Here is a 14,029-nt window from a genome sequence, read left to right as displayed (position 1 = left end):
TTGATTATTTTAAAAAACAAAATCAAAGTCGTGGGTCTTCAACCCACACCCGACCAAGAGGGGATCAACAGCAATTCCCTCTTGGATCTCCCTTGCCGCCCCTAGCGAAGTTACATGCATTAGAGACTAGCCTTGGTCTTATGGATAAATTGCTATCGCTTCCGATGGTACATCCTGTACCCCGAAAGCTAGCCGGTCATCCATGACCGGACTCACGCAATTTATTCCAACGCCCCGCGGCAACTTCGCAGGGGAAGGTGTACTTCTGAGGCTTTGGTGTGGTCTTCGATTGACTGAAAAAACAATATGCATATTCTATCTTATATATTCAAATAATTATGAAAAATGCACAAAATAAACGAGCAGACATTGTACGCGTGCGCACTAGACAATCGTTATAAATTTAGAGGCATCCCATGAGGATTAATCACACTTGCCCTTATTGTATGCGAGAAGCATTTGATAAAAGTAGTACTCAAACCTTAAGTTTTAGACTTACACCTCACATGCTTCACGATAGCGGAGTACATGAAATTAAATGTCCTCAAGGTCATGATTATTCAGTTGTATTAAGTGCGGCTAAATATGAAATCTTATACGACTTAGGCATGAATGCTTTGGGAGATGGCTATACGCGCGAGTCCGTTTCATCGTTTTCTAGCTCATTGGAGCGGTTTTATGAATTCTTCATTAAATTTCAAATGGTAAACACTGGCGTTACTTCAAAGCTGGCAGATCAGGCTTGGAAAACAGTTTCAAATCAATCTGAAAGGCAACTAGGGGCTTTTACTTACCTCTATTTATCATCGCTAGGTGAATTACCACCTGAACTAAGTAGCAAAGATCGAGGCTTTAGAAACAATGTAATTCATAAAGGTTATATTCCATCAGTGGATGAAGCTCTAGAATTTGGCAAAGTTGTTTACAACCATATAATGGCTGTTATATCAGAGCTTGAAAGTAAATTTGGTCACAACACGCTGTATGAATTTTATTCAAGTCAACTGCCAAAAGGTTGTGCTAATTGGGTTGTAAGCCAGTCAGCAAAGTCTATGAGTCTATCTCGAACATCTGGAGGAACTTCTGTAGTCGACTTTAATAAGATGTTGCAAAAGTTTAGTCGAAAATAGCACATTAAAAGATTGGACAGGCATAACTCTTTTGGGATTAACGGCAAACGCCGAGTTCAGAGAAGTTCACCCTCCCCTCGGAGTTGCCGCAGGGCGAATAGACAAATTGCGTGAGTCTTGCCATGGATGGCAAGCTAGCTTTCGCAGGTGCAGGGACGCATCCTTCGGAAGCGATAGCAAATTTGGCTATGAGCACAAGGGGCTTTCAACTCCGTTGGGGCGTCTTGGAGAATCCAAGGAGGATAGGACGAGCAGTCCTCCTTGGTCGGGTGTGGGGTGAAGCCCCACGATTTTGATTCACCTCGGCCGTGAGGCCGCTATGACGATATATCTACATAAACAAGTGTGAAATGAAGCCCCACGACTTTGATTCACCTCGGCCGTTAGGCCGCTATGACGATACATCTACATAAACAAGTGTGAAATGAAGCCCCACGAGTTTGATTCACCTCGGCCGTTAGGCCGCTATGACAATACATCGACATAAACAAGTGTGAGATGAAGCCCCACGACTTTGACTTTGACTTTGACTTTGACTTTATAAAGAAACCATCAACAGTCTAAATAAGCTAAAGAAGACTGATGAAAGTAAAAAAGTTGCCACCTTCAACCTAAGGTTAAATCTTCACACAGACAAACAGCGCATTACCTGAGCTTAAATCCCATGGGACGATTTTTTCATAATCGTGTTCAAAAATATGTACTTCAAAATATGGCGCGAGTAACGCTTGCAGCTCTGCGAAACTGGTCGCGACCATAGTATGTTGGTCTTGCCATAACTCAGTCTGATGCAGAGAAGTATCGCCTTCGAAATCAGTGAGTTGAGTAAAAGGTTGCTGACTCTTTGCAATACTCAGGTTTAATGACTGGTTTTCGCCTTGACCACTGTAATGCCAGCCAGATTCAAAGGCAAAATGGTGTCCCTCAAACTCGGCAAAATGCTTAATCGATAAGCGGTTATCGATGCGGTGCTTATCAACCGAGTTAAAACAAAATATCCCGCCGTCATTCAGGGCGCGGTGCACACTGGCGATACAACTTTTAAGGCGCTCGATACCCGCACTGTAATGGATGGAATATAAAAAACAGGTAATTAAATCCACTGGCTGCTCGAGATAAAAGGCGGTCATATCCTGTAGATTAAACTGCGCTTCAGGGCAGCGACGCATGGCCATATCGAGCATGGGTTGATTAATATCAAGGCCACGACACTGATAACCTAGATCGATAAAATGCCTTACATGCGGGCCAGTGCCACAGGCTAAATCGAGGTGTTGCTTGCCATTATTGCCTAAGAACTGATGCAATCGATGGATGCTCGCACTCTGTTGTTGATAGTTGATATCGGAGCACATGAGATCGTAATAACCAGAGAGATCGGTATAAAGCGCGTTAGAAGACATAGCGGCAAACAGGAGCCATAGGCAATTAAGGGTGGCGCATCATATATCAGTTGGCTAAGAACCGATACACGCAATTCCGCCCTAGAGTCGAGAGTAAAACGCGAGAATCCATTTTATTCAATAAAACAGCAAACTAGGATAAAAAATGGGCTGCTCAGTTGAGCAGCCCAGAGTGATTGAGAGTCATACTCACATCGCGGTTTTATTTGAGTTTATAAACCACTTCGACTCTATCTTCGATAGTCACTTGGCCATATTGATAGCTTTCGGCGGCGCCCATGGCATCGGCCTTGGCATTCATACGTAACATCACGGGCTGCACAGGGCGTTGATCGTAATAACGAATTTGCCACACCTTACCTAAGTTCTCCCCAAATCCCTTGGCTAAGCTTTCGGCTTTTTGTTTAGCATCGACAATGGCCGCTTGGCGCGCCTTGGCCACATACTCGGCCTCTTTGCTCGACTTAAGGGCGATATTATTGACCCTGTTGATCCCCTCCTCTAAGGCGGAGTCCAAAATCGTATTTAAGCGGGCTAAATCACTAATGGTGACTGTGATTTGGCGACTCGCGGTATAACCACTTAGCTCTGGCGCCTTATCTTGGGCATACACATATTGCGGCTGCAGATTTAAGTTAGCGCTTTGGATTTGTTCCTTGGTAATGCCCGCGGCGGTTAAACGGGCGATAAATTTCGCCACTGCGGCATCCGAATTATCCTTGGCGGCCTTGGCCTCTTTCTCAGTAACGGCGACTTCGACATTAAGCTCTGCCATATCCGGCTCAACCTGAATTTGGCTCACGCCCATGGTTTCGATATGGGGAAAATCTACGTCGGCGGCCATCGCCTTCGCGGTAAACACACCTGAAAAAAGACCACCAGCCACTAATACAGCTAAAAGAGAATGCTTCATTGTTAACTCCAACTAAATCATTTAAGGCGAGACTGCCGTGGTTCTGACGCGGCGGCTATCGACTAAAAGTACGACTCCCTATCCCAAGGTGTAAGTACCAATATGTAACAGCACCATTTATCGTCCGTTGCGATAGCCACGCATCATGCAAACTACCCCTATAAACGCAGGCAAAAATAAAAAGGGTTAATTTTTTTGAAAATTTTTTAAATCGGCGCCGAGCGGCTGTGCACTGCGCCATTCAAACCGTAAAGCCATTCACTCAAGATGAAATGCGGCGGGATAACTAAGCTACGGACTCTGCCGCGCCGCAACTGGTAGAAACGCTCTCTTGGCTGTACACTTTTCACCCAAAGACACTGTACCTTTTAATCACTTCAGGTATAATCCGCGCTCTTTTTACGGCGCTCTTTTATCAGCATCAGCGAGACACCATGACAGTTGAAACTTTTAATCCTAAGCAAACAACCACGCTTGAGACCCCAGCCAAGACATTAGAAGCAGCGAGTGCTGATTCTACTGCTACAGGGAATCGCATCGGTTTCGTGTCTTTGGGTTGCCCAAAAAACCTAGTGGACTCAGAGCGCATTCTGACCCAATTACGCATCGACGGCTATGAAGTCACCAACAGCTACGACAATGCCGATCTGGTTATCGTCAACACCTGTGGCTTTATCGATGCGGCGGTTGAAGAATCCTTAGATGCGGTGCGCGAAGCCCTAGAAGAAAACGGCAAAGTGATCGTGACCGGCTGTTTAGGCGCCAAGGAAAACCAAATCCGTGAAGTGCACCCTGACGTGCTCGAAATCACGGGCCCACACAGCTACGAAGCCGTGTTAAAGCATGTACACAAGTACGTGCCAAAACCAGAGCACAACCCATTTACCTCGTTAATCCCACAAACTGGGGTTAAGTTAACGCCTAAGCATTATGCTTATTTAAAGATTTCAGAGGGTTGTGATAACCGTTGTACCTTCTGCATTATCCCAGCACTGCGTGGCGATTTAGACAGCCGCCCAGCAGGTAGCGTTTTAGATGAAGCGAAACGCTTAGTTGAATCAGGCGTGCAAGAAATTTTAGTCGTTAGCCAAGACACCTCTGCCTACGGTAAAGACAAGGGCGGCCGCACCGACTTCTGGAACGGTATGCCAGTGAAGCAAGACATCACTAGCCTTGCCCGCCAATTAGGCAAGATGGGCGCTTGGGTACGTTTACACTACATCTACCCATACCCATGGGTTGACGATCTGATCCCCTTGATGGCCGAAGGTTTAATCCTACCATACCTAGATATTCCAATGCAGCACGCGAGCCCTCGCATCCTGAAGATGATGAAGCGTCCAGGCCGTGTTGACCGTCAGTTAGAAGCCATCCAACGCTGGCGCGAAATCTGCCCAGACTTGGTGATCCGCTCAACCTTCATCGTGGGCTTCCCTGGCGAAACCGAAGAAGACTTCGAAATGCTACTCGACTTCCTGCGTGAAGCGCGCCTCGACCGCGTAGGCTGCTTCAAGTACTCAGAAGTAGAAGGCGCTGTAGCCAACACCATCGCTGAACTTATCAGCGAAGACGTGAAGGAAGACAGATACCACAGATTTATGGAAGTCCAAGCCGAGATCAGCGCCGAGCGTTTAGCCCGTTTCGTTGGCCGCACTATGGATATTCTGATCGATGACGTAGACGAAGAAGGCGCGATTGGCCGCAGCTTCGCCGATGCTCCAGAAATCGACGGCATGGTCTTTATCAACGGTGAAACCGAACTCGAACCCGGCATGTTAGTTCGCGCGGTGATCACTCACTCGGACGAGCACGATCTGTGGGCCGAGTTAGTCGACGCCGATGCAGAAGATGATATCGAAGCTTAAGCACTCGACTTAAACACTAGGCTTAGGCATTCGCTCTAAGCGCTTGTCCTCGGCATTCGATTCGCCGGATTAAAAGCATCAATAGCGAGCCCTTGATATTAATAGTCAAGGGGCTCGCTTTTTTATGGGCAAACGTTACCGACCTAGTGATAGGCATTGAAGGATATCGGCAGCAAATGGCAGAGCAGATAAGTCGAGGAATAAGTTCGAGAATGGCGCGTTAAAGGTTTACAGGATAAGAATCAAAGAGAAATCGAGCAGAGATAAGGGATAAACAAATCAGCGCGAGCAAAGTTAAGGCTTCAACGCTAGGCTCCAGCAAGGCAAACTCCCATAAAGTCGAAAGGGGTATCGCCCCTGTGCTGATACCCCTTTCGGTTTGCTGCTTTACGGTTGTAAGACCCTTTGCCCTTTTTCGGCTTTTCGGTGCGCATTCTAAACAATGAGCTAGTCACCACTGCCTTGAGTGCGTTGTCGGTAATAGTGCCGCGACCATTTTCATGTTCGAGCACGCTAGTCTCTTTAAGCTTTGCCATAGGAACTCCTCAATTAATTTCATGCAGGCCAATGCGCCTCACTCGACCTGCGGCGACACTATAGCGCAATATGACAGGATGTACAGAGTTTGTGCAGTAGTGCAAAGAATCACGCTTTTTATTATCAAAAAGTATGATAGATTAATTCAATAAAAATAATACATTAGGCTAACAAGCCTTCGCCTTAGTTGTACTTTTAGCTCGCCCATTGGCGGCAAGATTACCCTTTGTAATCACGGGATAAGGAGATCATTTTGCAATTTGCAGTTATTTATCGGCCCTTACTTAGCCTCGTTTTCCTATTACTCAGCCTCTTCCCTAGTCTAGCGCAGGCTTTTTCAAGCTCTGAGTGCGTCTTTACCATGGGTTATCGCACCAGTGAGCGCCGCCCCTTTATTGAGCCTGACCCGAGTAATCAAGGGTTTTACCGCGATATCTACCAAGCCGCCGCCGAGCGGATTGGTTGCAAACTCAGGATCACACGCGCGCCTAAGATGCGGATTTTGCGGGATCTCAAACTCGGTAATATCGACTTTTACCCAGGCCTGAGTTTCAGTGAGGAGCGCGCTCAATTTGCCTTTTTTATTCCTAATGGCCTGTCGGAGCGCGCCATCGGCATAAGCCGTGCGGGAGCCGCCGATATACGTTCGTTAGAGCAGTTGTCCCAGAGCGGGATGACACTGTTAATCGCCCCCGGTAGCTACGACTTTAACGGCCTCCCCGAAACCATGTCGGTACGTAAACCGCCAGAACTCGATGTGCCTAAGGCCTTAGATTACTTGCTTGCCAGCCAAGGGGATTTTTTTATCTACGATCAGGCCACCATCAGCTACTACCTTAAGCAACGGGACATGAACCAATTTAAGCTGCACCCGAATTGCTGCCAGCAGCCTCAGGCCATGTATCTCGGCTTTTCGAAAAAAAGCCGCCATTTTCGCGGGCAACATAACCCCAATTACCGAGCAGACTTACCCGTCAGCGCAGATAACAGCCCCAACAGACTCGCCGAAGATTCAAAGGCCTATGAGTTTGCCAAGGCACTCGCCGCCATGGACGCCGAAGGGGAAACCCAGCGTATCTACTTCAATCACTTCGGTTAATCCAAGGGCGTGTTAAACCGCGCCGCTTGTAATCCTCACTTTGGCGCTAGCTTATCCTCACTTTGGCGCTAGCTTATCCTCATCTTGGTGCTAGCGAGCACTTCAGGCCGTTATTTCAGCTTTGTCTTTATAAGCTCTGCGACAATATGCCGCACCTGTCACACTGTGATGATCTTTATAATGCAGCGCAATTTATCTAAGTGAATGGAAGACAATAAGATGGCTGCAAACGCTTCAACTATTCCCCACGGCTTTAAATGCTCCGCAATCGCCAGCGCGCTGACCTTAGCATTAGGCGCTTCGGTTACCTCACAGGCCATGGCCGACGAGACAAATCAGACTCAAATTGAACGTATTCAAGTCCATGGCGAACAGAGTATTGGCCGTAATGCCTTAGGCTCGGCCGATGCTTTGCTCAAAGACCAAGGCGTCGATTTCTCCGAAGCGGGCGGCGTTTCCGCCTTGCCCGTGCTTAATGGCATGATGGGCGATCGCATTAAAGTGTTAGTCGATGGCGCGGATATCACTGCCGCCTGTGCCAACCAAATGAACCCACCACTTTCCTACGTTTCCGCTAATCAAATCAGCTCGGTAGAAGTGGTCGCAGGCGTGTCCCCTGTCAGTGCGGGCGGCGACAATATCGCCGGGGTGATTAAGGTTAATAGCCTGAATCCTAAATTTAGCGACAGCGAAGACCTCAGCTTCGAAAGCGGCGAGATTTCATCGGGATACCGCAGCACCAGCGATGCCTTCTTACTCGGTGCTAAGGCTGGAATCGCCAGTAAGGACTTAAGTTTCAGCTATCAAGGCGCCTATGAAGATGCCAATAGCTACCACGATGGTCACGGCGATAAAGTGCTCGATACCCTCTATCGCGCCCAAAACCATGCGTTAACAGCGGCATGGCGCGATGACAAACAACAACTGGCAATTAAGCTAACGCACCAGGCGATCCCATTCCAAGGTTTTCCTAACCAATACATGGATATGACGGATAACAAGAGTTACGGTGCCCTAGTCCGTTATCTACGGGATTTAGACAACGACGGCGAATTTAGCGCCCAGTTGAACTGGCACAGTGTGAAGCATGAAATGGGCTTCTTCACTCCAGAAAAAACCGGCAAGATGCCGATGAACACTGAAGGCAGCGATTACAGCTATCAACTGCATTGGCGCTTACCCATGGGCGATGACAGCACGTTACTCGTCGGTCAGGAATATTATCGCTATCAGCTCGATGATACTTGGCCAGCCGTGCCCGGCACTATGATGGCACCCAATGACTATATCAATATCAACGACGGTGAACGCCGCCGCGCCGCAGTTTATGGCGAGTGGCAGCAAAACCTCACGCCACTCTGGTGGTTGTCTGCCGGGGTGCGTTATGAATATGTCACCACAGATACGGGCGAAGTGCAGGCCTACAGCAATATGCCCATGATGGGCATGCCGAATATGGATGCCGAGGCAGCAAGAACCTTTAATGCTATGGATAGAAGCCGAGATGATAACCTTATCGACGCTACGCTGCTGGCGCGTTATCAGCTATCGGCCAAGCAACAACTTGAATTTGGCTTAGCCCGTAAAAACCGCGCGCCAAACCTGTATGAGCGTTACAGCTGGGGCCGTGGCGTGATGGCAACGACAATGATCGGCTGGTATGGCGACGGTAACGGTTATGTGGGCAATCCCGATCTAAAGCCCGAAACAGCCCACACCCTGAGCGCGGCCTACAAGTTTACGGGCGATGAATGGCAATTCTCGACCACGGCTTGGTATAGCGCAGTGACCGACTATATTGATGCCGAGGTGATTGGCAGCTTTAACCGTAGTGGCCTTGCCAACGGTAAACGCAATATCCTTAAATTTACCAACGAAGATGCCCATTTATATGGCGCTAAGTTGAGTGCGAACTACCTATTAGCCGATACCGACAGCGGTAAATGGCAGATGCAGGGCAAGCTGAATATCACCCGAGGCGAGCGAGATGAGGGTAACAAGCCGCTTTATCAAATCAAACCGCTACAAACCGAGTTAGCCCTTAGCCATCAACTAGGTGATTGGGAAAACCGCCTGTCATGGCAATGGGTAGCGACTAAGGATAAGGTCGATGATCGCCGCTTAGAAAATGAGACCGACAGCTATTCGCTGTTAAATCTAAGCAGCAGTATCAAATGGCAAGAGCTGAGTTTAACCTTTGTGATCAACAACCTGTTTGATACTTACTACGAACTACCGCTGGGTGGTGTCAACCTTGCCGAATTTAAGGCTGATAGCAGTGGTGGCTTTAGCCAAGTCGCAGGATCGGGTCGCTCATTTGAATTAGGCGCTAGCTATCGCTTCTAATGCTAGCTATCGCTTCTAAAAAGTAGAACGACATAAAATCAAAAAGGGCAAATGCAGTTGCATTTGCCCTTTTGTTTAAAGCTCATTCCGTTAACGCCGAACCGTTAGACTGAATGGCTCAATTGGGTTAACTCAATCAGTTACCCGCAACCTTCATCTCGGATAATAAGATCCCGCCGGTGCGGATAGACGAACGTAAATCGAAGTCCTTACTGACCGCCTGAATCCCACGGAACATATCCTTCAAGTTGCCCGCGATAGTGATCTCTTCGACGGGGAACTGCACTTCGCCATTTTCTACGTAAAAACCGGCAGCGCCGCGGGAATAGTCCCCCGTTACCATATTCACGCCTTGGCCCATCACCTCAGAGACAATCAGGCCAGTGCCCATGCCTTTGACTAGCTCATCGAAACTTTGGCCGGTGTGCGCCAGCGTCCAGTTATAGATGCCGCCCGCATGGCCTGTGTTGGTTAAGCCTAGTTTGCGCGCCGAATAACTGGTCAGCAGATAGCTTTCTAACATACCACGGTCGATGATGCGTCTATCTTGCGTCGCTACACCTTCGCTATCGTAGTTGGCACTGGCAAGCGCGCCCAGCAGATGCGGCTGTTCTTCAATGTTGAACCAATCGGGGAAGATTTGGGTGTGAATCGCATCCAACAGGAAGCTGGATTTACGGTACAGGCTGCCACCGCTGATCGCGCCGACTAAATGGCCGATGAGCCCTGTGGCGATTTCAGGCGAAAGCAGAATAGGTAAACGCGAAGTCGCAATCTTACGTGCGCCTAAACGGCTCACTGTCTTTTGTGCGGTTTTCAAGCCAACGGATTCGGGAGATAACATCTCACTGAATTTACGGGCGATAGTGTAATCGTAATCCCGCTGCATGCTGCCATCTGAGTCTTCACCGATCACGCTGCAACTTAAGCTGTAGCGCGAGCTGCAATAACCGTTTAAGAAGCCGTGGCTATTGCCGTAAACTTTGACCGAAGTGTGGGCGTTTGCGCTGGCACCATCGGAGTTATTGATGCGCGGATCGGCATCGAGCGCCGCAGTTTCGGCACGAATCGCCAATTGGGCTAATTCGTCGGGAGAAATATCTTCAGGATAATAGAGCTTAAGATCGCGGATCTCGGTCGCCATTAAGGCTTTGTCGGCTAAACCGCTAAAGGGGTCGGCCGAGGTGTAACGGGCGATATCGTCGGCCGCTTTCACCGCCAAGGCAATGGCTTCTGGGCTGAGATCGGAAGTCGATGAACTGCCCTTGCAACCATCGCGATAAACCGTAATTCCTAGGGCGCCATCTTTATTAAATTCAACTGTTTCCACTTCTTTTAAGCGGGTTGAAACCGATAATCCCTGTTGTTTACTGATCGCCACTTCGGCGGCATTTGTCCCTAATTTATTGGCATATTCGAGGGCCACGGCAACCGCATCTTTCAGCGCGGCCAATTCACTATCGATTCTGTTCAAAGACACAAAGCTACTCTTTCGTTGTCGGCAATGGCGTTAGCATAACAAACACCCATGCCATTCTCATTATTTATTGCGCGCTTATTTCGTCAATCTCAGCCATGGCGCACGCGCTTTCGTTAGGCGATTTTTGGCGGGAGATGTTATTATTAGGCCGTTATTTAACTGAGGTTTTATCTATATGAAGATTGTTGGTGATTCAGAGCATTTTAAACAACCCTATGACAGTGACGAAGAGTATGTCAGCAAAACCGAGGACAAGCGTGACTGCGAAGCTGCTCAAAAAGTCGGTATGGAATTGGTGTCGCTCAGTAAGACCCAGCTAGATAAAATCGAGCTGGACGAGCACTTGTACGACAGCATCCAGCAAGCTCATAAGATTAAGCCGAAGACCGAAGCCTATCGCCGCCATATGCAATATATCGGTAAGTTGATGCGTAACGTCGATGTGGAGCCGATTAAAGCCGCGCTCGCTATCGTACTGAACAAAAACAACAACGAAACCGCTAAGCTGCAAATGTTCGAGAAAATGCGCGAGCGTTTACTGAGCCAAGGCGACAGCGAAATTCAAACCTTAGTGGAACATTACCCACAGTTGGACAGACAGAAGCTGCGTACCTTAGTGCGCCAAGCCACAAAAGAGTTGGCAAAAGGCCCTGAGTCCAAATCATCAAAAGAGCTGTTTAAATACCTACGCAGCGAAATCCAAGACTAATTAACTCAGCACCAACAAGGATGTTTGCTTATGCGATTTAGCAACACGTTTTGCAATCTTACTTTGCTTTCTATTGGTTTATTTGGACTTTGGGGCTGTAACGGCCCCTCTGACGAAGACAACGGTGGCACAGATGCCAGCGATGGTATTTACAAACTGTCTATCGACTTTAAAACCTTATCGGGTAGTCAATGCGGCAGTTTTACCTCACTTCAAAGTTTCCCTAAAGACGCAGGTTTTTGTGCTGTCGCCAAGTTAAACAAAGGTTCTGCAAAGGTCAGTAACCAGAGAGTTAACTTTACGACCGACCTTGGGGCGCTAACACCGGAAAGCAAACTCACGGATAACAATGGTGAAGCCGTTGTTATTGTGAGTAATCCAGATTTGCTGATCAATGCAGGAACGATTACGGCAACCATCACCCCAAGTGATTCCAGCACAGCGCTATCGGCGACTCGCAACTTTGAATTTACAGGCACTATCGACGGCACTGGCGCATCCATCGCCCCAAAACTGAGCGCCAGCATTCTAAGCGGTGCGAATGTAGTGACTCGCTTTAAAGTTGATGAAGCCGTACAACTGCAAGCCATTTTCCTCGATGCCGAGAGTAAAGGTATTACCGACGCTAAGGTCAGCTTCAGTGCGGGGTCAGCGACCTTAACCCCGGCCAGCACGCTAACCGATGAGCAAGGTATTGCCCAAGTCACTTATACCCCAAGTGCCACCGAATTAGGCGCCAACGCCTTAACGGTAACAGTGGAGTATCAAGGGCAATCGCTACAAAGCAGCAGCTTGTATGAAGTACTCAGCAAAGATGCGGTTAACGAAGCCGGCACCTTAAAATTAGGCTCATTTAATGGCAGCAGTTTTACGGAAGGAAAACTGGCGAGTACGTTAACGGCGCAGGCCGATGGCAGCTATAAAATCAGCGCGGGCGGCAGCTTTGGCGTGACCGCAAGCTTAGTATTAGAGGCCAGCGATGGCACTGTCACTCGCGTACAGACGCCGTCATCCATCAGTTTCAGCTCTGACTGTACTGCCAGCAATAATGCGAGCTTAGACTCGCCTGTCACGACGCTATCGGGCAATGCCAGCTCGACCTTCCAAGACACCAGTTGCAGCGGGAATAGCGAACGTAACGATCAAATCGTCGCGACCACAGTCGTGGGTAATCAAACGCTGACGGCGAACTTCCCCTTTACACTTCAACGTCAAACCTTAGCCAGTCTGAGCTTTGAAGCGGCCGAGCCCAACCAAATTCGCATTAAAGGCGCTGGCGGAACTGGGTCGAGCGAATCATCACTGGTGAGCTTTAAAGTCACCAGCGCCAATGGCCAGCCAGCAGCACAGCAAAAGGTTAGTTTTAGTTTAGATACTGTGGTCGGCGGTTTAAGTTTTGCCAATGGCAGCGCCAATGCCGAGGGGCAAACAAACGCCCAAGGTATCGCCAGTGTGCGTGTGCTCTCAGGCACTGTGCCGACCCCAGTTCGTGTGGTCGCCAGCGCAGTGGATGCCGATACCAAGGAAGTGATCACTAGCCAATCTGAGCAATTAACGGTTAATACTGGCCTGCCACAGCAACTTGGCTTTAGTCTTTCGACGACGATATTTAACCCCGAAGGGGGCGATTATGACGGTGAAACCGCGACTATTACCGCCAGACTGTCGGACAGCTTTGGTAACCCAGCGTCCGACAATACTACGGTTAACTTTACGACTGAAGGCGGTGGTATTACATCTTCATGCTTAACACTAGATGGTGCTTGTAGTGTTATTTGGACGTCTAAAAACGCACGCCTCACCGACCACCGTAGTACTATTCTTGCGTATGCCTTAGGTCACGAGACCTTCTTCGATACCAATGGCAATAACATCTTTGATGATGCAGATATCAGCAAAGATATCAATGGCGCGCCAGTGACAGATTTGGCTTGTTTAAATCGTGCTGGCATTGCCACAAAATGTACTGGCAACGGGATGGACATCGAAACCTATCTGCCTAAAGGCTTCAGTGATTTAGGAGATGCCTTCAGGGATGATAATGAAGATGGTATCTGGAATTCAGGCGAAAAATATTTAAATACTCAAAACAGTGGGACTTACCTTGCCGCCGATGGCAAGTTTAACGGCCCTCAATGTGAAGGCAGCCTCTGTGGCACTGGTCAAGCGAATAAAATCTACATTCGTAAGGCATTGGTGCTAAGCATGTCTGGTTCGCAAGCTTATATCAGTGTGCAGCAAGACGGTGTGTTACTCGCAAGCGTTAATGATATTAAACCCGTTGCCGCAGGTAGCGAGTCTGAGTTTGTTGTGTTTGTACATGACAGTGCCAAACAAATTATGCCTGCTAAGACCCAAATAGAGCTCTGCGTCGATTGTAACGGTACGCCAGATATCATTGAGGTAGCCAATACTCTCACTGGCAAGAATGGCTTAGGCACACCAATCAGTTTCACCGCCTCTGCGGGGAGTCAAATCAGTGTAGTGACCACTACGCCTAAGCAAGTTAAGACGACCCTCAACTTTACCGTGCCGACACTGTAAAAA

General features: G+C 48.4%; 10 protein-coding genes. 6 read left to right on the top strand and 4 right to left on the bottom strand.

Annotated elements, in window-relative coordinates; genetic code table 11:
* The first annotated feature begins 416 nt into the window (after positions 1–416).
* Complete coding sequence (locus ACUZ8J_RS02895; RefSeq protein ID WP_446693010.1) at positions 417–1,130, top strand: hypothetical protein; 714 nt, start codon at positions 417–419, stop codon at positions 1,128–1,130.
* Between the two features lie 617 nt (positions 1,131–1,747).
* Here the strand turns inward: ACUZ8J_RS02895 and ACUZ8J_RS02890 are convergent.
* Together ACUZ8J_RS02890 and ACUZ8J_RS02885 are read right to left on the bottom strand one after the other, a co-directional pair.
* On the bottom strand, positions 1,748–2,533 hold the full coding sequence (locus ACUZ8J_RS02890) for a class I SAM-dependent DNA methyltransferase (RefSeq protein WP_446693009.1): 786 nt from the start codon (positions 2,531–2,533) through the stop codon (positions 1,748–1,750).
* A 202-nt stretch (positions 2,534–2,735) separates the two neighbouring features.
* Positions 2,736–3,446: an oxidative stress defense protein gene (locus ACUZ8J_RS02885; RefSeq protein WP_011624181.1), complete on the bottom strand. Its 711-nt coding sequence runs from the start codon at positions 3,444–3,446 to the stop codon at positions 2,736–2,738.
* A gap of 434 nt (positions 3,447–3,880) precedes the next feature.
* Here ACUZ8J_RS02885 and rimO point away from each other — a divergent pair, with 434 nt between their 5' ends.
* Positions 3,881–5,311 (top strand): 30S ribosomal protein S12 methylthiotransferase RimO, encoded by a 1,431-nt coding sequence (gene rimO / locus ACUZ8J_RS02880; protein ID WP_011624182.1) that lies wholly within the window; start codon positions 3,881–3,883, stop codon positions 5,309–5,311.
* Between the two features lie 308 nt (positions 5,312–5,619).
* Here rimO and ACUZ8J_RS02875 read toward each other — a convergent pair whose 3' ends face one another.
* A complete protein-coding gene (locus ACUZ8J_RS02875; protein ID WP_086902221.1) occupies positions 5,620–5,847 on the bottom strand; it encodes a ribosome alternative rescue factor ArfA in 228 nt (75 codons plus the stop codon).
* Between the two features lie 254 nt (positions 5,848–6,101).
* Here ACUZ8J_RS02875 and ACUZ8J_RS02870 point away from each other — a divergent pair, with 254 nt between their 5' ends.
* Together ACUZ8J_RS02870 and ACUZ8J_RS02865 are read left to right on the top strand one after the other, a co-directional pair.
* The gene (locus tag ACUZ8J_RS02870) at positions 6,102–6,947 is read left to right on the top strand and encodes a substrate-binding periplasmic protein (RefSeq protein WP_446693008.1); all 846 of its coding nucleotides are present in this window, start codon (positions 6,102–6,104) and stop codon (positions 6,945–6,947) included.
* A 204-nt stretch (positions 6,948–7,151) separates the two neighbouring features.
* A complete protein-coding gene (locus tag ACUZ8J_RS02865; protein WP_446693007.1) occupies positions 7,152–9,293 on the top strand; it encodes a TonB-dependent receptor plug domain-containing protein in 2,142 nt (713 codons plus the stop codon).
* A 136-nt stretch (positions 9,294–9,429) separates the two neighbouring features.
* Here ACUZ8J_RS02865 and pmbA read toward each other — a convergent pair whose 3' ends face one another.
* On the bottom strand, positions 9,430–10,773 hold the full coding sequence (gene pmbA / locus ACUZ8J_RS02860) for a metalloprotease PmbA (RefSeq protein WP_446693006.1): 1,344 nt from the start codon (positions 10,771–10,773) through the stop codon (positions 9,430–9,432).
* A 175-nt stretch (positions 10,774–10,948) separates the two neighbouring features.
* On the opposite strand from pmbA, the gene yjgA reads away from it, so the two are divergent.
* Positions 10,949–11,482, top strand: coding sequence for a ribosome biogenesis factor YjgA (yjgA, locus tag ACUZ8J_RS02855; protein ID WP_011625015.1), 534 nt, complete (start codon positions 10,949–10,951; stop codon positions 11,480–11,482).
* A gap of 30 nt (positions 11,483–11,512) precedes the next feature.
* The gene (locus ACUZ8J_RS02850; protein ID WP_446693005.1) at positions 11,513–14,026 is read left to right on the top strand and encodes an Ig-like domain-containing protein; all 2,514 of its coding nucleotides are present in this window, start codon (positions 11,513–11,515) and stop codon (positions 14,024–14,026) included.
* Positions 14,027–14,029: the final 3 nt, after the last annotated feature.

The sequence above is a fragment of the Shewanella sp. Koi 1 genome (assembly GCF_052907445.1).
The sequence above is the reverse complement of the archived record's forward strand: the minus strand, read 5'-3'. Positions and strand labels throughout refer to the sequence as shown.